Source organism: Dyella psychrodurans, assembly GCF_003363265.1.
Classification (GTDB): Bacteria; Pseudomonadota; Gammaproteobacteria; order Xanthomonadales; family Rhodanobacteraceae; genus Dyella_B; species Dyella_B psychrodurans.
Map to the genome: position 1 here is coordinate 39,741 of NZ_QRBF01000002.1, position 21,142 is coordinate 60,882.

Annotated in this window: 17 protein-coding genes; 10 read left to right on the forward strand and 7 right to left on the reverse strand. The window is 62.3% G+C overall.

The window, feature by feature from the left end:
* From ftsW to lpxC, 8 genes are all read left to right on the forward strand, one after another.
* Nucleotides 1–1,242 carry a putative lipid II flippase FtsW gene (gene ftsW / locus DWU99_RS06550; RefSeq protein WP_115477239.1) on the forward strand — a complete coding sequence of 414 codons (1,242 nt, stop codon included), beginning with the start codon at nt 1–3 and terminating at the stop codon, nt 1,240–1,242.
* Nucleotides 1,239–2,312 (forward strand): undecaprenyldiphospho-muramoylpentapeptide beta-N-acetylglucosaminyltransferase, encoded by a 1,074-nt coding sequence (murG, locus tag DWU99_RS06555; protein WP_115477240.1) that lies wholly within the window; start codon nt 1,239–1,241, stop codon nt 2,310–2,312. Before ftsW ends, murG begins: the two co-directional genes overlap by 4 nt.
* Nucleotides 2,309–3,748: a UDP-N-acetylmuramate--L-alanine ligase gene (murC, locus tag DWU99_RS06560; RefSeq protein ID WP_115477241.1), complete on the forward strand. Its 1,440-nt coding sequence runs from the start codon at nt 2,309–2,311 to the stop codon at nt 3,746–3,748. The genes murG and murC overlap by 4 nt, the downstream gene beginning before the upstream one ends.
* Nucleotides 3,748–4,683: a D-alanine--D-alanine ligase gene (locus DWU99_RS06565; protein WP_115477242.1), complete on the forward strand. Its 936-nt coding sequence runs from the start codon at nt 3,748–3,750 to the stop codon at nt 4,681–4,683. The genes murC and DWU99_RS06565 overlap by 1 nt, the downstream gene beginning before the upstream one ends.
* Nucleotides 4,680–5,426 carry a cell division protein FtsQ/DivIB gene (locus tag DWU99_RS06570; protein ID WP_115477243.1) on the forward strand — a complete coding sequence of 249 codons (747 nt, stop codon included), beginning with the start codon at nt 4,680–4,682 and terminating at the stop codon, nt 5,424–5,426. Before DWU99_RS06565 ends, DWU99_RS06570 begins: the two co-directional genes overlap by 4 nt.
* Nucleotides 5,423–6,655: a cell division protein FtsA gene (gene ftsA, locus DWU99_RS06575; protein ID WP_115477244.1), complete on the forward strand. Its 1,233-nt coding sequence runs from the start codon at nt 5,423–5,425 to the stop codon at nt 6,653–6,655. The genes DWU99_RS06570 and ftsA overlap by 4 nt, the downstream gene beginning before the upstream one ends.
* Before the next feature lie 117 nt (nt 6,656–6,772).
* Nucleotides 6,773–7,954, forward strand: coding sequence for a cell division protein FtsZ (gene ftsZ, locus DWU99_RS06580; protein WP_115477245.1), 1,182 nt, complete (start codon nt 6,773–6,775; stop codon nt 7,952–7,954).
* Nucleotides 7,955–8,427: 473 nt separating this feature from the next.
* On the forward strand, nt 8,428–9,342 hold the full coding sequence (lpxC, locus tag DWU99_RS06585) for a UDP-3-O-acyl-N-acetylglucosamine deacetylase (protein ID WP_115477246.1): 915 nt from the start codon (nt 8,428–8,430) through the stop codon (nt 9,340–9,342).
* A 204-nt stretch (nt 9,343–9,546) separates the two neighbouring features.
* Here the strand turns inward: lpxC and DWU99_RS06590 are convergent, their stop codons facing one another.
* Nucleotides 9,547–10,029 carry a DciA family protein gene (locus tag DWU99_RS06590; protein WP_115477247.1) on the reverse strand — a complete coding sequence of 161 codons (483 nt, stop codon included), beginning with the start codon at nt 10,027–10,029 and terminating at the stop codon, nt 9,547–9,549.
* Between the two features lie 27 nt (nt 10,030–10,056).
* Between DWU99_RS06590 and DWU99_RS06595 the strand changes: the two genes are divergently transcribed.
* Together DWU99_RS06595 and secA are read left to right on the forward strand one after the other, a co-directional pair.
* The gene (locus tag DWU99_RS06595) at nt 10,057–10,989 is read left to right on the forward strand and encodes a M23 family metallopeptidase (RefSeq protein ID WP_115477248.1); all 933 of its coding nucleotides are present in this window, start codon (nt 10,057–10,059) and stop codon (nt 10,987–10,989) included.
* Nucleotides 10,990–11,179: 190 nt separating this feature from the next.
* Nucleotides 11,180–13,903 (forward strand): preprotein translocase subunit SecA, encoded by a 2,724-nt coding sequence (secA, locus tag DWU99_RS06600; RefSeq protein ID WP_115477249.1) that lies wholly within the window; start codon nt 11,180–11,182, stop codon nt 13,901–13,903.
* Between the two features lie 93 nt (nt 13,904–13,996).
* On the opposite strand, the gene DWU99_RS06605 is transcribed toward secA, so the two are convergent.
* The 6 genes from DWU99_RS06605 to DWU99_RS06630 form a co-directional block, all read right to left on the reverse strand.
* A complete protein-coding gene (locus tag DWU99_RS06605; RefSeq protein ID WP_115477250.1) occupies nt 13,997–14,848 on the reverse strand; it encodes a symmetrical bis(5'-nucleosyl)-tetraphosphatase in 852 nt (283 codons plus the stop codon).
* 47 nt (nt 14,849–14,895) lie between these two features.
* Nucleotides 14,896–15,279 (reverse strand): Co2+/Mg2+ efflux protein ApaG, encoded by a 384-nt coding sequence (gene apaG / locus DWU99_RS06610; RefSeq protein ID WP_115477684.1) that lies wholly within the window; start codon nt 15,277–15,279, stop codon nt 14,896–14,898.
* A 79-nt stretch (nt 15,280–15,358) separates the two neighbouring features.
* Nucleotides 15,359–16,141: a 16S rRNA (adenine(1518)-N(6)/adenine(1519)-N(6))-dimethyltransferase RsmA gene (rsmA, locus tag DWU99_RS06615; protein ID WP_115477251.1), complete on the reverse strand. Its 783-nt coding sequence runs from the start codon at nt 16,139–16,141 to the stop codon at nt 15,359–15,361.
* Entirely contained in the window at nt 16,138–17,187 is a 1,050-nt protein-coding gene (gene pdxA, locus DWU99_RS06620) for a 4-hydroxythreonine-4-phosphate dehydrogenase PdxA (RefSeq protein WP_115477252.1), read from the reverse strand. Before pdxA ends, rsmA begins: the two co-directional genes overlap by 4 nt.
* 25 nt (nt 17,188–17,212) lie before the next feature.
* Nucleotides 17,213–18,571 (reverse strand): peptidylprolyl isomerase, encoded by a 1,359-nt coding sequence (locus DWU99_RS06625; RefSeq protein WP_115477253.1) that lies wholly within the window; start codon nt 18,569–18,571, stop codon nt 17,213–17,215.
* Nucleotides 18,572–18,675: 104 nt separating this feature from the next.
* Nucleotides 18,676–21,075 carry an LPS-assembly protein LptD gene (locus DWU99_RS06630; RefSeq protein ID WP_233510935.1) on the reverse strand — a complete coding sequence of 800 codons (2,400 nt, stop codon included), beginning with the start codon at nt 21,073–21,075 and terminating at the stop codon, nt 18,676–18,678.
* Between the last annotated feature and the right edge of the window lie 67 nt (nt 21,076–21,142).

A 21,142-nucleotide genomic window follows, 5' to 3' on the forward strand; every position in this document is an offset into this window, starting at 1 on the left:
ATGTTTGGCTTCGACACATCGCAAGCAAAGCGGCGGCAGGGCCCGCGCGGCAAGTTCGACTTGCCGTTGCTGGTGGCCCTGGTCGGCCTTGCGTGCGTGGGTGTCGTGATGGTGGCGTCCAGTTCCATTGCCGTGGCCGATAGCCAGCACATGGGGCAGTTCTATTACCTCAAGCATCACCTGATGTATCTCCTGCTCGGCGTGGTCGCCGCGGGCGTGGCGATGCGCACGGAACTGAAGGTCGTGGAGAAGTACGCCTTCTTCCTGATGCTGGTGGCCTTCATCATGCTGCTTGCGGTGTTCGTGCCGCACTTGGGCATGAAACTCAACGGTGCGCGGCGCTGGCTCAATCTCATCGTCACCTCGTTCCAGCCTGTGGAAGCGGTGAAGCTGATACTGGTGGTGTACATCGCCAGCTATCTGGTGCGTCATCGCGAAAGCATCGAGACGCGGTTCCTCGGTTTGATCAAGCCGATTGCCGTGTCGGGCATCATCGTGCTGTTGCTGCTTGCGCAGCCCGATTTCGGTTCGGCGACGCTGGTCATTGCGGTCACCATCGCGATGGTGTGGCTCGGCGGTTCGCGTCCGATCTTCCTGTTTCTGATGGGCTTGCCGCTGATGCCGCTGCTGGCGATCGCGGCGACCAGCGAAAGCTACCGCATGAAGCGTCTCACCACGTTCCTGCATCCGTGGGAGCACCCGTTCGACGACGGCTTCCAGCTCACCCAGTCGCTGATGGCGATCGGCCGTGGCGAATGGACGGGTGTCGGCCTGGGTTCGAGCGTGCTGAAGTTGTCGTATCTGCCGGAAGCGCACACCGACTTCATCTTCGCCGTGATCGGAGAGGAACTGGGATTGTTCGGCATCGTCGCCGTCATGAGCATGTTCGCGCTGGTGGTGTGGCGCGGTCTGCATGTGGGGTTGAAGGGTGTGGAAGTCGGGCAACGTTTTGCCGGCTACATCGCGTTCGGCATCGCGTTGATGATCGGCTTGCAGACGATGGTGTCGATCGGCGTGAACCTGGGCGCGCTGCCCACCAAGGGTCTGACTTTGCCGCTGATCAGCTACGGCGGTTCTTCGATCGTGCTGACTTGCGCGATGGCCGGTGTATTGCTGCGCGCTACCTTCGAAATCAATCGCGCACTCGATGCGCGGCACATGGCTACGCGCATACCTGCCGTGGCGGTGCCGGACGCAAATGCGCCGGCAACGCCGCGCGAGCGCGAGGCGGTGGCCGCATGAGTACGCAAGCGCCCGTGCTGATCATGGCCGGCGGAACCGGTGGCCACATTTTCCCTGGCCTTGCCGTCGCCGAAACGCTGCGCGCGCAAGGCGTGCCGGTGGTGTGGCTCGGTGCGGTCGGCGGCATGGAAACGAAAGTCGTACCGGCACATGGCATCGAGCTTCATACGGTTGCGGTGGGTGGCTTGCGAGGCAAAGGCTTGAAGACGCGCTTGCTGGCGCCGTGGATGCTGCTGCGTGCATTGCTGTCCTCGGTTGCCACGTTGTATCGGATCAAGCCGCGTAGCGTGTTGTCGATGGGCGGTTACGTGGCAGGTCCCGGCGGTATCGCAGCGCGCTTGCTGCATCGCCCCCTGTTGGTGCACGAGCAGAACCGTGTTGCCGGCTTCACCAATCGCAAGTTGGCCATGCACGCACGGCGCGTGATGGCGGGCTTTGCGGACAGCCTTCCGAACGCGGAATGGGTGGGCAATCCCGTGCGCGGCGCGATCGCGTCGCTGCCGGCGCCGGCGCAACGCATGGCCGGGCGTACCGGCAAGCCGCGTCTGTTGGTGCTGGGCGGCAGCCTGGGTGCGCGCGCGTTGAACGAATCGGTGCCGCAGGCGTTGGCGCTTATCCCGGCAGACCAGCGCCCGGAAGTGCTTCACCAGTGCGGCAGCCGCGGCATCGACGAGGCGCGCAAGGCTTACGCCGATGCGGGCGTCGAAGCGCGCATCGTGCCGTTCATCGAAGACATGGCCGGCACGTATGCGTGGGCCGATCTGGCGCTGTGCCGCGCGGGTGCGTTGACGCTGGCGGAGCTGACGGCCTGCGGCCTGGGTGCCGTGCTGGTGCCATTCCCGCACGCGGTGGACGATCATCAGACGCGCAACGCCGAGGCGCTCGTCGCAGCCGACGCCGCCGAATTGATACAGGAGCGAGATCTGAATACGAAGGACCTGGCGCAGCGATTGACGACCTTGCTCGGCGATCGCGCGGCGCTGCTTGCCATGGCCGAAGCGGCACGCACGCTGGCCAAACCGGATGCGGCCGCGGATATCGCGCGCGCCTGCGTGGAGGTGGCCGCATGACGCCGCGTCGTCTCCTTGCGCACGAAGACTTGATGAGCACCTTCCGTCGCGTGCACTTCATCGGCATCGGCGGCGTGGGCATGAGCGGTATCGCCGAAGTGCTGCATAACCTCGGTTATGCCGTATCCGGCTCGGATCGCAGCGAGTCGGCAACCGCGCTGCGTCTGCGCGGGCTCGGTATCGACGTGCATATCGGTCACGCCGCGGCGCATATCGGCGATGCCGACGTGGTCGTCACATCGAGTGCGATCAAGGATGACAACCCTGAGCTGGTCGCGGCGCGAGAAGCGCGCATCCCTGTGATCCCGCGCGCGGAGATGCTCGGCGAGCTGATGCGTTTCCGCCGCGGCATCGCCATTGCCGGCACGCACGGCAAGACCACCACCACCAGCCTGGCTGCCAGTGTGCTGGCAGAAGCCAATTACGATCCAACTTTTGTGATCGGCGGCCAGCTCAATGCCGCGGGTGCGAATGCGCGTCTGGGTACTGGTCAGTATCTGGTGGCGGAAGCGGACGAGTCGGATGGGTCGTTCCTGCTGCTGTCGCCGGTGATCGCCGTCGTCACCAACATCGACGCCGATCACCTGGAGAACTATCAGGGCGACTTCGCGCTGGTGCGCAAGGCGTTTAGTGACTTCCTGCATCGCCTTCCGTTCTACGGGCTGGCGGTGCTGTGCGTGGACGATCCGGAAGTGGCCGAGCTCGCCAAGATCACCGCGCGCCGCGTGATGACCTACGGCATCGATGCGGTCGATGCCGACGTGCGCGCCGCCAACGTCGTGCAGCGCGGCTTCGAAATGCATTTCGACTTGCTGTTGCCAGGCGTCAAGGATGCGATTCCGGTCACGCTCAACCTTCCTGGTCGCCACAACGTGCTCAATGCATTGGCGGCGGCATCGATCGGTTGGCAGCTTGGCGTGGAAGCCGACGCCATTGCGCATGCGCTGGCGCACTTCCAGGGTGTCGGTCGTCGCTTCCATCGTCGCGGCGAGATTGCGCTGGATAAAGGAAAGGCGATGTTGGTCGATGACTACGGTCATCATCCGCGCGAGCTTGCCGCCGTGTTTGCAGCGGCACGTGGCGGTTGGCCGGATCGGCGCCTGGTGGTCGGATTCCAGCCGCATCGCTACAGCCGCACGCGCGATTTGCTGGACGACTTCGCCAACGTGCTGGCCGAAGCGGATGTGCTGGTGCTGACGGAGGTTTATCCGGCCGGCGAAGCGCCGATTGCCGGTGCGGATGGTCGTGCTCTGGCGCGTGCGGTGCGTGCGCGCGGCAAGGTCGATCCGGTACTGATCGGACATCCGCGCGAATTGAAAGACACGCTGCCGGCGCTGCTGCGCGACGGCGATCTGTTGTTGCTGCTGGGCGCCGGCGATATCGGCGCGGCGGCGGTGGAGCTGGCGCAGGCCGGTCATTTGAGGACGAACGAGTGATGAAGATCCAGGACCCCGCACAATTTGGTCGTGTCGCCGTGGTGATGGGCGGCAGTTCGGCCGAGCGCGAGGTATCGCTCGACTCCGGCCGCAATGTGCTTGCCGCGTTGAAAGCGCGCGGCGTGGATGCGCATGCGATCGACGGCATCCCGGCGCTGCTGGATGCGCTGCGCGCCGGTCATTTCGCCCGCGTGTTCAACATTCTCCACGGTCAGCACGGCGGCGGCGAAGACGGTGTGCTGCAAGGCGCACTGGAGTCGCTCAACGTGCCCTATACCGGTTCGGGCGTGCTCGGTTCGGCCTTGTCGATGGACAAGACGCGCTCCAAGCGCGTGTGGCAATCGCTCGGTTTGCCGACGCCGAAGTTCGTCGCATTGCCGCGCGGTGCGGATGTGCACGCGGCGGCGAAGGAAATCGGTTTTCCGCTGATCGTGAAACCGGCTTGCGAAGGTTCCAGCGTAGGTGTCACGCGCGTATTCGAAGAGAAGGACCTCGATGCCGCCGTGGCGCTGGCCGAGAAATATCCCGGCGATCTGCTGATGGAAACGCTGATTCAAGGCGACGAGCTCACCGTAGGCATCCTTGGTCGCCAGGTACTTCCGACCATCCACATCGTGCCCAAGGGCGCGTTCTACGACTACAACGCGAAGTACATCGCCGAAGATACGCGCTACATCTGTCCAGGATTGGAAGGCGAAGCGGAAGCGACGCTGCGCGCGCTTTCGCTGGAAGCCTTCGATGCACTGGGCTGTTACGGCTGGGGCCGCGTCGACGTGATGCGCGATCGCGAAGGCCGCAACTGGCTGCTGGAAGTGAACACCGCGCCGGGCATGACCTCGCATTCGCTGGTGCCGAAGGCCGCCGCCGTAGCGGGCATCGATTACCAGACGTTGTGCTGGCGCGTGCTTGAGACCAGTTTCAGGGAGGACACATGAGGGGAAGCATCCGCCTCGTCGCCTGGTGTCTGGCCATCGCCCTGGTGGTCCTGCCGATCGTCGGCGTGTTGTGCGGCTGGTTTGCCGCCGACCGTTGGCCGGTGACTCAGTTGACGGTGCAGGCCGAGTTCAAGCATGTGAGCGCGGATCAGATTCGCGCCGCGGTGCAACCGCGCCTGGGCAAGGGCTTCTTCGCATTGAATCTGGATGCGGTGCAGATGGCGGTAGCGGCATTGCCGTGGGTCGAGTCGGTCGAGGCGAGCAAGCGTTGGCCCGACACGCTGCTGTTACGCGTGTACGAGCGTCAGCCCTTTGCGCGCTGGAACAACAGCCAACTGATCAGCGGCGAGGGCAAGGTGTTCACCGTGCCTGACGCGGCCGATTACAAGCAACTGCCTGATCTCCACGGACCGGACGATCATCTCGCCGAAGTGGTGAGCTTCTTCGCGGAAGTACAGAAGGCGTTTGCCGGCACGCATCTGAAGATCACCGGTGTGGCGTTGACCGAGCGCGGAAGCTGGAGCGTGGCGACCGATTCCGGTGCGCAGATCGTGATCGGCGACCGCAATCAGGCCGGGCGTCGTCTGAGCCGCTTCCTCGATGTGTATCCGCAAGTGATGGCCGGCCACGACCAAGGCTTCGAGTACGCCGATCTTCGTTACACCAACGGTTTCGCCGTGAAATGGCCGCAAGCGCCGGCCGCCCCGACCGCTCCTATCGCCGGAGGCACGCCCCGCACATGAAAGGCAAATCAGAAAAGCAGCTGGTCGTCGGCCTCGATATCGGCACCTCGAAAGTGGTGGCGATCGTGGGCGAGTACGAGCCGGGCGAGCCGATCGACATCATCGGCATCGGTTCGCATGTGTCGCGCGGCATGAAGCGCGGTTCAGTGGTGGATATCGAATCCACGGTGCACTCGATCCAGCGCGCGGTGGAGGAGGCCGAGCTGATGGCCGGCTGCGATATCCGCTCGGTGTTCGCTTCGATCTCGGGCAGCCACCTGGAGACGCGCAACTCGCACGGTACGGCGGCGATCCGCGATCGCGAAGTGGCGCCCGGCGATCTTGAGCAGGTGTTGGAAGCGGCCAGCGCGGTGGCGATCCCGGCCGACCGGAAGGTCTTATATAAGGAGTCGCAGGAATACCGCATCGACGGTCAGGACGGCATCCGTTCGCCGGTCGGCATGAGCGGTGTGCGCCTGGAGGCTTCGGTGCACCTGGTGACAGGTGCGGCCGCGGCCGTGCAGAACATCAGCAAGTGCATCCAGCGCTGCGGCTTGTCCGTGGACGAACTGGTGCCATCGGCCATCGCCAGCGCGAAGGCGGTGCTCACTGATGATGAGCGCGAGCTGGGCGTATGCCTGGTCGATATCGGCGCGGGTACCACCGATATAGCGATCTACACGCAGGGTTCGATCCGCTACACAAAATCGCTGCCGGTCGGTGGCGATCAGGTGACGAACGACATTGCCTACGGCGTGCATACGCCGACCGCGCACGCCGAAGAAATCAAGATCAAATATGCCTGCGCATTGGCGCAGCTGGCGCATGCGGAAGAAACGATCCAGGTGCCGAGCGTGGGCGATCGTCCGCCGCGTCGGCTGGCGCGGCAGTCGCTCGCGCAGAGCGTGCAGGCGCGCTACGAGGAAATCTTCGAAATGGTGCAGGACGAACTGCGCCGCTCCGGTTACGACAGCCTGGTCGCGGCGGGCGTGGTGCTCACCGGCGGCGCGTCGCGCATGGAAGGTGCGCTGGAACTGGCCGAAGAGATTTTCCACAAGATGGTGCGCATCGGTACGCCGCAACACGTCAATGGCTTCGGCGAAGTGATCGCCAATCCCTTGCATTCCACCGGTGTCGGCTTGCTGCTGCATGGCGCGCGTTCCGGCGGCATGCGCGCGAGCGGTCCGGCGGGCGGAAGCATGGGCGGTCTGGTCGACAAGCTGCGGGGCTGGATCACCAAGAATTTCTAAAAGTTTTGACTGCGCAGGAGGCGCGGTACGGGCGAATGGAGGTTCGCTCACCACCAAGGGATGACAGGAGTCGTCCCGCGGTTACAACGACAACGAAAGCTCTACGGAGGACGGGAAATGTTTGAATTGGTCGAAAAACTGGCACCCAATGCGGTGATCAAAGTCATTGGCGTGGGCGGCGGCGGCGGCAACGCCGTGGCGCACATGCTCAACTCCAACATTGACGGCGTCGACTTTGTCGTCGCCAATACCGACGCGCAGGCCATGAAGGGTTGCGGTGGCCGTATGCACCTGCAGCTTGGCGCCAATGTCACCAAAGGTCTGGGCGCAGGCGCCAATCCGGAAGTGGGCCGTCAGGCCGCGCTGGAAGATCGCGAGCGCATCGAGGAAATGCTCGAAGGCGCGGACATGGTGTTCATCACCGCCGGCATGGGTGGCGGCACGGGTACGGGTGCGGCACCGGTAGTCGCGCAGCTGGCCAAAGAGAAGGGCATCCTGACAGTCGCGGTGGTGACCAAGCCGTTCCCGTTCGAAGGCCGCCGTCGCATGCAGGTCGCGTTGAAGGGTATCGAGGACCTGTCGCAGCACGTCGACTCTCTGATCACGGTGCCGAACGAGAAGCTGCTCTCGGTGCTCGGTCGCGAAGTGACGCTGCTCAATGCATTCAAGGCGGCCAACGATGTGCTGCAGGGTGCAGTGCAGGGTATTGCCGATCTCATCACCAGCCCGGGCCTGATCAACGTCGACTTTGCCGACGTGCGCACGGTCATGAGCGAGATGGGTCTGTCGATGATGGGTTCGGGCACCGCCCGCGGCGACGACCGCGCGCAGGCAGCCGCCGAAGCCGCCATCAACAATCCGTTGCTGGAGGACGTCAACCTCAACGGTGCATGCGGCATCCTGGTCAACGTGACCGCGGGTCCGAACCTCACCATGCGCGAGTTCGACGAAATCGGCCGCATCATCCACGACTTCGCCAGCGAAGACGCCACGGTGGTGATCGGTACCTCGCTCGATCCGGAAATGCAGGATGACGTCCGCGTGACGGTGGTGGCCACGGGCCTCAACCGCGTCGCTGCTCGCCAGCCGATCCGTCCGGTCGCGACCCAACAGGTGGAGATGCGCCAGCGTCCCCGCCCGATGGTGCTGCGTACCGGTACCGGCAACGAAGTGGTCGATTACGCCCAGCCGGAGGTGGTGGCGAACAATCCGCGTGGCGGGGACGGCTCGGCCAAGAGTGCCGATCCGAGCTTCGACTACCTGGATATCCCCGCTTTCTTGCGCCGGCAGGCAGATTAATACGTAAAGAATTGTGAATTTGATGAACTGACGCCGTATTAACTTGTCAGTGTTCCCTGTGCCGGACGAGGAGGCGTACTCTCTATGTCCGCTGCCTCGCCGCCTCCGATAATGGGTTGCGGCAAGGCGACATTGCTATGTCGGCTGACGTCGCGTTCGTGCGTTAAATGCGATAGAGACAGTGCCGCCTTAGGATGGCGCACGATTGACAGTGTGGTGTGGACTTGCCGCCCTGCCGGTCCAAAATCCCGTTGCCGGACCTTCCCGTCCCCGGCGCGGGGTTTTGTGTCGGATCGCAAGTACTTGATTTATCTGTAGTGCTTGCAGCAATGGGATGCGAATGATTCGCATTTGTTGATGAAAGGAAAATGAAGGATTGGCCGGACTGTACGGTACGGTTTGTTTTCCCGCAGGTTAAGACTGTGTTAGCATCCCAGCTCGAATTGGCTGCTGCCCCTACAGGTACCAAATAAATGATCAAGCAGCGTACGCTTAAAAACATCATCCGTGCCACCGGAGTCGGTCTGCATACCGGCGACAAGGTCTACATGACGTTGCGTCCGGCGGCTCCTAATACCGGCATCGTTTTTCGTCGCACCGATCTCAATCCGCCGGTTGAAATTCATGCGCGTCCCGATCTCGTTGGCGACACTCGTTTGTCGACGACGCTGGTCAATGGCGACGTACGTGTTTCAACGGTGGAACATCTGTTGTCGGCGATGGCGGGTCTGGGCATCGACAATGCCTATGTCGATCTCTCCGCACCCGAAGTGCCGATCATGGACGGCAGCGCCGGTCCGTTTGTCTTTCTTCTGCAATCGGCTGGCATCGAAGAGCAGTCGGTGGCCAAGCGCTTCATCCGCATCAAAAAGCCGGTGAAAGTGCAGGAAGGCGACAAATGGGCCAGTTTCGAGCCGTTTGAAGGTTTCAAGGTCGGTTTCTCGATCGAGTTCAATCACCCGATCATCTCCAAGCGCACCTCGCGCGCCGAGATCGACTTCTCCACGACATCGTTCGTCAAGGAAGTCAGCCGCGCACGCACCTTCGGTTTCATGCGCGACATCGAAATGCTGCGCGAACACAATCTCGCGCTTGGCGGCTCGATGGACAACGCCGTGGTGCTCGACGACTACCGTGTGCTCAACGAAGACGGTCTTCGCTACGAAGACGAATTCGTCAAGCACAAGATCCTCGACGCGATCGGCGATCTTTATCTGCTCGGTCACAGCCTGATCGGTGCGTACTACGCGCACAAGTCGGGTCACGAGTTGAACAACAAGTTGCTGCGCGCGCTGATGGCCGATGCCACGGCGTGGGAAGAAGTCAGCTATCAGGACGATCCGGCCACGGCCCCGATCTCCTACGCGCATCCCGCCCAGGCGATCTGATTTCGCCTCTCGCATCACCCTCAAACCGGGCCTTTTGGCCCGGTTTGTTCATTTATGTGATGAACATCACACTTTTGTCGCCTTCCGATTCACGTTATTACGACGTGGCCTAAAGACTGCGACGGGGTATTGCGTGGTATAAAACCGAATCCCGTGCCGGGGGTGGGCTGCTATCCGCCTATCTGCCGGTTGTGACGCTTCAGCTCAGGGCGTTCCGTTGGGATTGGAATTCGCACTCACGGCGACGGACGCCAGCTCCAGAAACATTGCCCTTAATTCAGGGTCCTGGATCGACTTCGCAGCAGCCTTCAGGTGAAGTGCCGCTGCGGCGGAAAGCGGTTTTGATTGCTCCGGCTGGGGATCGGGCGGAGGAAGGGGGGCCACTTTCACGATAACTGAGCCGGCATTCGCGCCAATGGCGCGTGCGGCAGCGAGGATTTGCGTTTGTTGCAGGCGCAGCCGCGATGCCCAGGCCGGCGAGGAAGCCAGGAATACAAGACGATCGTCGCGTAGATTCGCGAATCTGACCTGCTCTCGCAGTGGCGACGGCAACGTCTGGCGCAATGCGCGGTCCAAGGCCTCGAGCTTGCCGGCTTTATCTGCCAGTGCAGCGACGGGTCCGATATCGGCAAGGGATTGTGGTCCATGGCCGGTGCGGCTGGAGGCGGCGGGTGCGTCGCGCTGCATCAGTAAAAACTTCGAATTGGTAACGACATGCAAATCATACTCGTCTCACGCGCAGGGAAGGTGCCAAAAACACTGGACCTCACCAACCAGCGACTCCGCTGGCGTGTCCTGGGTATCGGTGCAGCCGCGATGCTGGCGCTCGGCAGCCTCGGCGCCGGCGTGGCGTTGGCCGTCGCCAGTCCTCGTGATCGCGCGGTTGCCGAAATCAATGCGTTGCATAAGCAGGTCACACAACAAGACAAGCAGCTGGGCGATTTGCGTGAAGACGCGCATCGCCAGCTCGACGCCCTCGCGATCAGGCTCGGCCAGCTGCAAGCCCAGTCGACGCGCCTGAATGCACTGGGCGAACGCCTGGTCCAGGTCGGCAAGCTCAATAGCAATGAATTCAATTTCGACCAGCCTCCGCCGGTAGGTGGCGTGGAAGTCAGTGCTGGCGGTAGCGCGTATGCGTTGCCGCAGACGCTGGACTCCAGCATCGATCAGCTGGCCAACCAGTTCGACACGCAGCAGGCACAGCTCAGCGCGATGCAAAGCCTGTTGCTCAACGCCCGCATCGACTCCAACCTCAAGCCGACGGGCATGCCGGCAGACGGATACATCTCTTCTTACTTTGGTGTGCGCGCGGATCCGTTCGATGGCTCTGCCGCGCGCCATACGGGCCTGGACATCGCCGTGCCTTACGGAAGTCGGGTGAGCACCGTGGCCGAAGGCATGGTGACCTACGCCGGCGTCCGCAGCGGTTATGGCAACGTGGTCGAAATCGACCACGGCAACGGCTACATGACTCGCTACGCCCACAACAGCAAACTGCTGGTGCATCCGGGCCAGCACGTGCGCGTTGGCGATGAGATCGCGGAGGCCGGCTCCACCGGCCGTTCCACCGGCTCGCACGTGCATTTCGAGGTCTGGTACAACGGCCGCGTGGTCAATCCGCTGGCGTACGTGAAGAACCATCGCTGAGCGGCTCGCGGCGGCGCCCTTGAAAGCCGGGCGCCATACCGCCACTCCCCTAACCAGAACGTCCGGTGTGACCGGGTGTACCGCCGGTGCCTCGCGTTTGGGATACCCGGCGGACCCTAGTATCATCGGTTCTTTGCCCGTCCGGCCCCTTGCCGGCGGGCGTCCTTCAGTTTCCTGATCCGGAAGATCGATGCTCAACCGTGCCCTGACGAGCCTTTTTGGCAGCCGTAACGACCGCGTGCTGCGCCAGATGTCCAAGACCGTCGCGCGCATCAACGCGCTCGAGCCTGAGTTCGAGAAGCTCAGCGACGAGGGCTTGTGCGGCAAGACCGCCGAGTTCAAGCAACGCATTGCCAACGGCGAGGCGCTGGACAAGCTGCTGCCGGAAGCCTTCGCCGTCGTGCGCGAAGGCGCCAAGCGCGTGCTGGGCATGCGTCACTACGACGTGCAGCTGATCGGTGGCATGGTGTTGCACATGGGCAAGATCGCGGAAATGCGCACCGGCGAGGGCAAAACCCTGGTGGCGACGGCACCCGTGTATCTCAACGCACTGGAAGGCAAGGGCACGCACGTCGTGACGGTCAACGACTACCTTGCCAAGCGCGACGCGGCCCAGATGGGCAAGCTGTACAACTTCCTCGGTCTTTCCGTGGGGGTGGTATGGCCGGGGATGGAGCACTCCGACAAGTTCGCCGCCTACGCCGCGGACATCACCTACGGCACCAACAACGAATTCGGCTTCGACTACCTGCGCGACAACATGGCGCTGTCGAAGGAACAACGCTGCCAGCGCGGCCTGCATTACGCCATCGTCGACGAAGTGGACTCGATCCTGATCGACGAAGCGCGTACGCCGCTGATCATTTCCGGCCCCGCCGAAGATTCGCCGCAGCTTTATATCGCGGTGAACAAGCTCGTGCCGAAGATGACGCGCCAGGAAGTGGAAGACGGCGCCGGCGATTACTGGGTCGACGAAAAGCAGAAGCAGGTGCACCTCTCCGAAGAGGGCATGCAGCACGCCGAAGAATTGCTGCGTCAGGCGAAGGTCATCGACGAAGAAAGCAGCCTCTACGACGCGCGCAACCTGGCGATCGTGCATCATCTCAACGCCGCGCTGCGCGCCAACGCGATCTATCAGCGCGACGTCGATTACATCGTGCGCGACGGCGAAGTGATCATCGTCGACGAATTCACCGGCCGCACCTTGGCGGGTCGTCGCTGGTCCGACGGCCTGCACCAGGCGGTGGAAGCGAAGGAAGGCGTGCCGATCCAGCGTGAAAACCAGACGCTGGCCACGGTGACGTTCCAGAACCTGTTCCGCATGTACAAGAAGCTGGCCGGCATGACCGGTACGGCCGACACCGAAGCCTACGAGTTCCAGCAGATCTATGGCCTGGAAGTGGTGGTGATCCCCACCCACAAGCCGATGATCCGTATGGACAACTCGGACATGGTGTTCCTGAGCCAGGATGTGAAGTACAAGGCTGTGATCGAAGACATCAGGGACTGCCACAAGCGCGGCCAGCCCGTGCTGGTGGGTACCGCTTCGATCGACGTATCCGAGCTTTTGTCCGATTTGCTGCGTAAAGAAAAGATTCCGCACGAAGTGCTCAACGCCAAGCAGCACGAGCGCGAAGCGCACATCGTTGCGCAGGCCGGCATGCCGGGCTCGGTGACCATCGCGACCAACATGGCTGGCCGCGGTACCGACATCGTGCTGGGTGGCAGCCTGGAAGCCGCATTGGCGACGCTGCCGGAAGACGCCAGCGAAACCGATCGCGCGCGCGTCAAGGCGGAATGGAAGAAGCGTCACGAGCAAGTGCTGGCCGCGGGCGGTTTGCATATCGTCGGCACCGAACGCCACGAGTCGCGCCGCATCGACAACCAGCTGCGCGGCCGCTCGGGTCGTCAGGGCGACCCGGGCTCCTCGCGTTTCTATCTGTCGCTGCAGGACAACCTGCTGCGCATCTTCGGCGGCGAAGGCCTGGTGCGCTGGATGAAGCGCTTCGGCATGAAGGAAGATGAGGCGCTGGAAGACCGCATGATCAGCCGCCAGATCGAAAAGGCGCAGCGCAAGGTCGAGCAGCACAACTTCGACATCCGCAAGAATCTCCTGGAATACGACGACGTCGCCAACGACCAGCGCAAGGTAATCTACAGCCAGCGCGACGAGCTGCTGGAAGGCGACGACGTCTCGGCCACGGTATCGGACATCCGCGACGACGTCGTCGAGAATGTGGTGCACCGCTACGTACCGGCCGACAGCATCGACGAACAATGGGATGTCGCCGGTCTCGAGCGCGAGCTGGAAAGCGATTTCGGCGTGTCGGCCGATCTCAAGCACTGGCTCGACGGTCAGCAGGAAGCGGATGCCCGTGCTGTAAAGGAGCATGTAGGCACGCTGGTCAATGACATGTTCCAGGCCAAGGAAAAGCAGATTGGTCCGGAAACCATGCGTCAGCTCGAGAAGCACATCATGCTGAGCGTGGTCGACAACGCGTGGAAGGAACATCTCTCCAGCATGGATTACATGCGCCAGGGCATCTATCTGCGCGGTTATGCCCAGCAGGATCCCAAGCAGGCCTTCAAGCGCGAATCGTTCGACTTGTTCCAGCAGATGCTGGCGCGCATCAAGACCGAAGTGACGCAGATGCTGGCGCGCATCCGCATTCGCAGCGAAGAAGAAGTCGCCGCGATGGAAGCCGAACAGCAACGCCTTGCCGAGCGTATGCAGCGTCAGATGCAGGCCAGTGGCGGCGGTGCGCCGGCTGGCGGAGCACTGGGTCTGGAGGCGCCGTCGCAAACGGCCGCGGCTGCCGAGCCTGCGGTGAGTGGCCCCAAGGTGGGCCGCAATGATCCGTGCCCCTGCGGTTCCGGTAAGAAGTACAAGCATTGCCACGGTCAGTTGACCTGACCGCTGGCACTTCGGCTTCAGGCGCTGATCGCTCAAACCAACGTCATCGCCCCTCACGCAACAACAGGGGCGAGCAAACCCTTGATCCGCTGATCAGTCGCCGCCGCCCGGCGGGCGTGTGCGATGTGGCTCGGCGTCCACGGTCACATACTGCGGCTCGTCGCTGTCCAGGCGCAGTGCAGTGAGCTTGCCGCCCCACACGCATCCCGTGTCGATGCCGTAGACGTCCATGCCGGCGAAGCGTCCGAGGGCCGACCAATGGCCGCACACGATGCGCGTGTCGCGGCGACGCATGCCGGGTACTTCAAACCATGGATACATGCCGGGCTTCTGCGTACCCGGAGCGCCCTTGCTTTCGAAATCGATGCGGCCGTTGACGTCGCAGAAACGCATGCGGGTCAACGTATTGATGGATGCGCGCATGCGCTCGATGCCTTGCAGGCGGCTTGACCACGCCGCGGGTCGATTACCGAACAAGTGTTTCAGCAATCGAGGATGGCGCGGGCTGGACAGTTCGCGCTCGATTTCCAAAGCGCACTTCTGTGCTTGCCTGAGCGTCCAGACCGGGGCGAGACCGGCATGCACCATCGCCCAGCCCAGCGACTCGTCGTGATGCAGCAATTTCTGTGAGCGCAGCCATTCGAACAACGTGGGTGCATCGTCGGCGAACAGAACCTCGCGCAGTTCCGGATTCACGCGCTCCTGCGCATCTTTCCCGCGCAGGGAAATCGCAAGCAGGCTCAGGTCGTGATTGCCCAGCGTGACAATGGAGTTATCGCGCAGCGAATGCACAAGACGCAGCGTGTCCAATGACTGCCCGCCGCGGTTGACGAGGTCACCGCAAAACCAGAGCCGGTCATGGGCAGGGTCGAAGCGCAGCTTTTCCAGCAGCCGCTGCAGTTCCGGGTAGCAGCCCTGAACGTCGCCGATGGCGTAGGTAGCCATCAGCAGCGTGCCTCAGGAGCCTGCTGCGCGTGGTTCATGTGCGGCCCTCAGTGGAGAGTGCGGGGAATGGAAAGGGTGAACGCCGGAATAGGCGCCTCGAAGCGGGTGCCGTCGTCCGCCACCATCTGATAACTACCTTGCATGGTGCCCACGGCTGTTTCCAGCACGGCGCCCGAGGTGTATTCGAAATCGTCGCCCGGTCGCATCCATGGCTGCTCGCCGACCACGCCTTCGCCGCGCACTTCCTCGACTTTGCCGTTGGCGTCCGTGATCACCCAATGACGGGTGAGCAGGCGCGCGGGAATGTGACCGGCGTTATGCAGCTTGATGGTGTATGCGAAGACGTAACGGTTCTCGCTGGGCACGGATTGATCGGGCACGAAGCGTGTTTGCACGTGCACGTCGATCGTGTAGGGGGATTTCTCGTTCATGGCGCGATTGTAAGCGGTAACCGAGCGCAAAGGCAGCGCACGCGGACGCCGCAGCGCGCGGGCTGGGGCCTCGACCAAGTCAGGGCAGCGTCTTGGCGAGGCGCACGAAATCATGTGGAGCCAGGGTTTCCGCGCGCGCCTTCGGATCGACGTCGGCGAGGCGGATGGTGTCGGCGTCCATCAACTGGCGCAACGCATTGCTGAGCGTTTTTCGTCGTTGCGCGAAAGCGGCCTTCACGATGGCATGCACACGCTCGGGGTCGGCGTCGTGGCGCTCTTCCGCGGTGAGCGGTATCAGGCGCACCACTGACGAGTCGACTTTCGGCGGTGGTCGGAAAGCACCCGGCGGGACGTCGAACAGCGGCTCGACCCGGCAGGCGAGTTGCAACATGACAGACAGCCGTCCATACACTTTGCTGCCGGGTTCGGCAGCCATGCGATCGACCACTTCCTTCTGCAACATGAAATGCATGTCCGCGATCGCGGCCGCGTGATCGATGCAATGGAACAAGATCGGGCTGGAGATGTAATAGGGCAGGTTGCCCGCGATACGCAGGCGCGAGACGCCATGGCGTTGCGCCAGCGCGGTGAAGTCTACCTTCAGCACGTCTGCATGGATGATGGAGAGCTCGCCGATGCCCGCAGCCTTCGCCTGCAAATGTGGAAGGAGATCGGTATCCAGCTCGATCGCGGTGAGCTTGCCGGCCGCGGTCAGCAGGGGGAAGGTCAGCGCACCTTCGCCCGGTCCGATTTCGACTAGAAAATCATCGGGGCGGGGCGAAATGGATTTGACGATGCGCTCGATGTAGCTGCGCTCGTGCAGGAAGTGCTGGCCGAAACTTTTCTTGGGACGGGCGCTCATGGATGGCCTTGCGGTGTTGCCTGTTCGTCCTGCCGATCGCCGTCCATGGGCGAACTCACTGCTCTGCGTGCCACCAGATCCAGAGCCATCTTCGCCGCCGCAATCAGGCTGGATGGGTCCGCCTTGCCGCTGCCGGCAATATCCAGCGCCGTGCCGTGGTCAACCGATGTGCGAATGAAGGGCAGGCCAAGCGTGAGATTCACGGTGCGATCGAAGGCTTCGCTCTTGAGTACCGGTAGCGCCTGGTCGTGATACATCGCAAGGACGGCATCGTAGCGTTCGCGCTGCGCGGGTACGAATGCGGTGTCGGCGGGAACCGGTCCCAGCAAGTGCATTCCTTGCGCACGCAGTTTCTCCATCACGGGAATGATGGTGTCGATTTCCTCGCGCCCGAGATGGCCGTTCTCGCCGGCATGCGGGTTGAGACCCAGTACGGCAATGCGCGGCTCGGTAAACCCGAACTTGGTGCGTAACTCGTTGTGCACGATACGCAGCGTTCGTTCCAGCGAAGCAGGCGTGATCGCGGCGGACACCGCATGGAGCGGCAAGTGCGTCGTCGCCAGCGCGACACGCAGCTCGGGGCTGGCCAGCATCATGACCACTTCGGCGCGACTGTGCGCGGCGAAGAATTCGGTGTGGCCACTGAACGGGATGCCGGCGTCGTTGATGGAAGACTTCTGCAGCGGTGCCGTGATCACCGCCGCGTAACGTCCCTGCAGACAGCCATCGGCCCCTTCCGTCAGCGTGGCGAGCACGTGGTCGGCGTTGCGAGGGTCGGGGTGGCCAGGGACTTCCTCCACCGCGAGCGGGACGTGCCGGACGCGCAGGGTACCCGCTGGACGGCTAGCTGCGTCGTGGCCGTCATCGTCGATCAGTTCGATCATGACGCCGCATCGTGCCGCCGCGCGTTCGAGCAAGGCGCGATCGGTAACCGCAACGAAATTGGCCGCCAGGGATGTGGCGGCCAATCGGACCAGCAGTTCGGGGCCGACCCCTGCCGGCTCGCCGGCGGTGAGGGCGAGCCGAGGTAGCGCGAGCGTGTTCACGACCTACTTGCGCGTCGCCATGCCATTACGAGGACACCTTGTTGTCCGAGTTGCTGGCGTCTTCGAGCTCAGGCGCAAGAATCTTGACGTAAGAACTAGAGCGCAGCTGACGCAGGAAGTCGTCGTACGCCTGGTCGGCCTTGCGGTTGCCGATCGCCTGGCGTGCCTGGTCGCGGGCGAGCTGGGTCGTCATGTCGCTGCTGCGCGTGCCGAGGCGCTGGATGATGTGCCAGCCGGCTTCGCTCTGGAAGGGTTGGGAAATTTCACCATCCTTCAGCTCGCTCACTTTCTGGCCGAGCAGCGAGCCCCAATCGTTCTGCTGGAACCAGCCCATGTCGCCGCCGGCATTGGCGGTCGTGTCGTCGCTGGAGCTGTCCTTCGCGAGCTTGGCGAAGTCCCCGTGCTTATTGACGATCTTGTTGTAGAGATCCTGCGCCTTTTGCTGGGCCTGCGCCGGCGAGAGCAGTTCGCTCGGGCGGATCAGGATCTGGCGGGCATGGTATTCGGTCACCATCTGCTTGGACGGCTCGCGCTGGCCGATCAGCTGGATGATATGGAAGCCCGTCGGACCGTGCAGGATGCCGCTCACTTCGCCAGCCTTCATGCCGTTGATGGTGTCAACGAAGGCCGGCGGCACTTCGTCCAGACGGCGCCAGCCCAGGTCGCCACCATCCAGCGCATCGGGTGCGTCGGAGAATCGGATGGCGGCAGCTTTGAAATCCATGCCGCCCTTGACGGCCGCAAGCGCCTGTTCGGCTTTGTTCTGCGCAGCCTGAATATCGGCAGCGCTGGCGCCGCTGGGAATGCCGACCTGAATATGCGCCAGGTGCACTTCGCCGGCTTTGTAATTGGGGCTGTTGAGCAGGTTGTTGATTTCGCTGTCGGTGACCGACACCGAATCGCGCACCACGCTCTGGTGCAGCTTCTGCACGACCAGCTGGTCATGCAACTGCTGGCGGAAAGCGTTGAAGCTCAGGCCGCTTTGTTCCACGGCACCGCGCAGCTGGTCCGGGGTCATCTTGTTCTGTGCGGCCACGTTCTGCACCGCCTGGTCGACGTCGGAGTCGGAGACGCGAACTCCTTGGTCGTCCGCGCGCTGCAACTGCAGTTTCATCAGGATCAGGCGGTCGAGCACCTGCCGGCGCAGAACGTCGATCGGAGGAAGCTGCCCCTGCTGACCCGCATACTGTTGCTGGATGGATGCGACCGCGTCGTTCAGCTCGCTCTGCAGGATTACATCGTCCTCGACGACAGCAACGATCCGGTCGATCGGCTGCTGGCCTGCGGCGGCAGCCGAATCCTGCGGCGCGAGCAACTGGGCCTGGGCCAGCGACGGAATCGCCAATACGATTGTCAGCAGGAACAATGCAAAAATCTGCTTCATCAGTGAACAGCCTTCTATCGCCAATGGCGAGGAATTAACGGTAGTCTCGAAAAATGGCCTAGGCGGCCACCTTGCTGAGGGCGCCCCAAACCTCCTGGGAGCGCTTATTGATAGCCAAGGATATCACGCCGCAGGATGCTGTCCGTCTGGCCACTGAACGAACCCATGCCCTTGAATTCCAACTCAAACATGACCGCAGTGTCTTTGCCTGGGGTGGTCTGGCCGGGGAGCAGGCTGCTGACGACGCCGTCGTAGCCGGTCACGTAATGGCGAGCCACCAGGCTGACCTTCACGCAACAGCCCTCGTACTGCACGCCAGCGACTGCCTCCACGGTTTCGTGGTCCATCACGGAGTAGGTCCAGTCGCCGATCAGGCGCCAACGGTCTGTGAGCGGATAGACCGCAGAGATATCGTATTGTTCCACCGTTTTCTGGTAGGTCTCCGTGTTGAGCGCTGTCAGCGCCAGATTCTGGCGGAGGCGGTATGAGAAATTGAGCACGCCATCGAATCCGAGGCGGCGCTGGACCGTGAATGTGCCTAGCTCGGTTTTCTTGGTGTTCGGATTCCAGAGGTATTCGGTGCTCATCGTCCACTGGTCGTTTAACTGAGTGCCCAATTCGGCCACATAGTCCGAACCAGCCCAGTAGGTGGGCGGAGTGAACGCATCCTGCACTAGCTGCGGCGTGAAATAACGGATCTGTCCGAAGGTTGCCGTCAGCCGCTCCACACCGCCGTCGTCGAGCAGTCGGGTAGTGACCGCAGCGGTGAGGTTGTTCGCATTCATTTGGCGGTCGGCACCCGAAAACTGATTCGGCGCGAACAACATCCAGTCGTCAAAGTTCATCAGCGACGTATCAAAAAGCGGCAGGTTGTTCTGGTTGCGATAGGGCACGTAGAGGTAATACAGGCGCGGTTCCAGCGTCTGGGTATAGTTCGTGCCAAATAACGACGTGCTGCGATCAAAGATTAAGCCCTGGTCCAGGCTCAAGATCGGCAAAGATCGAGTCGGGCTTGCGTCATTGAACTTATAGATCGTCGTTGTCGTGGAGGTCGTGTTGGCGGTGTAGTAATCCTGATATCCCGCATCGAGCGCATAGGTCGTATAGCGATAGGCGATTTTCGGCCTGATGAACCACCAGGAGCCCTGGTAGTCCGCATCGACATAGGGGTAGAGATCCAGACGACTGCCTTCCACACTGTTGGATTTGTGGAACGATACCGCTTCGCTGGTCAGACCCGCGTCGTACCAGTGCCAGAACGGGATATCCATATTGAACGTGGCACGTGGCAGTCGCTTGTAGGGTTCGACGCTGTTGGGCTGCGATGGGTCGACGTTCTGCCATATGTCGCCGCCTACCTGCGCGCTCCACCAATTGCCCGACCCGTTGAGATAAATGCTGGAGTACAGGATCGTCGTCGAGACGCTGTAGAGGTCGTCACCGAAATCGTGCAGATAGTTCTGATCAGACGCGCGGTTGATGTTGGTATTGAGCGACCATCCCGGGAAAAGTATCGTGTTGTTGATGAATTTGTAGGAATAACGCTGCTGGCCTTGCGTATCCGGCGCGCTAGGCGTGATCTTCTGGTCGTTGTAGTTGTCGCTCGGCAGGAAGTCGAATTCGAACGTGCCGTTGGTCTTCGGGAACAGGTAGCGGACTTCGCCGCTCAGCATGACGCCGCGCAGGGAGTAATAGCGGGGATCGAGCGTCGCGTCGTAATTCGGCGCGAGGTTGAAATAATAGGGAATGCGGAACTGGTAACCGGCATTGCCCGTGTGCTCGAAATACGGATACAGGAAACCGCTGGAACGATCGTTGTTCAGCGGGAACGACATGTACGGCGAGTAGAAGAACGGCACGCCGTACATGCTCATGGTGGCATCGCGCGCAATGCCTCTTCCCGTGGTCTGGTCCGTCTCGAGCTTCTTCGCGCGGATTTCCCAGATGTGGCGACCGATGTCGCACGTGGAATAGGTGACCACGCTGTAGCGATTGCGGTTTTCATCGATCATTTCGGCACGAACGGCGGTGCCGTTGCCGTGCGAGTCCAGCATCTGGAAGCGCACGTTGCCGGTGGCAACGCCGGTGCTGTTGTTGGTGTTGCCGACGATGTGGTCGGCGGAGAGCAGATGTATGGCTTCCTGATAGTGCACGTTGCCGCGCGCATCGTAGTCGGTGGTATCGCTGTTGTAGTCGGCGACGTCCGCGTGCAGCTCCTGGTCGGCGCGAACCGTTTTCACGTGGCCGGTCAGGTGGTAGACCGTCTGGTCCGGGCTCTGGACGTGGTCGGCCCACACAAAGGTCTTGGCCGTGCTGCGCAGCGACGAATCCTTGCTCAGGAAGGGGTCGTAGAATTCCAGTTGGCCGTTGGGTCGGCATAGCGCGAAGTTGTCGGGGCGCGGGGGGCAGATGAACGTGCCCAGCGGGCAAACCACCTCAGAGCCATCCAGGCTGGCCTTGGGATGCTTGGTCTGGGATGCAGCCTGGACCCCCGGGCTGCTCATCAGGGCAGCGGCGGCGGCGATTGCCAGTAAGCGGCGTGGAGGCATGGAGCGCAAGGGCGGCGTAGTC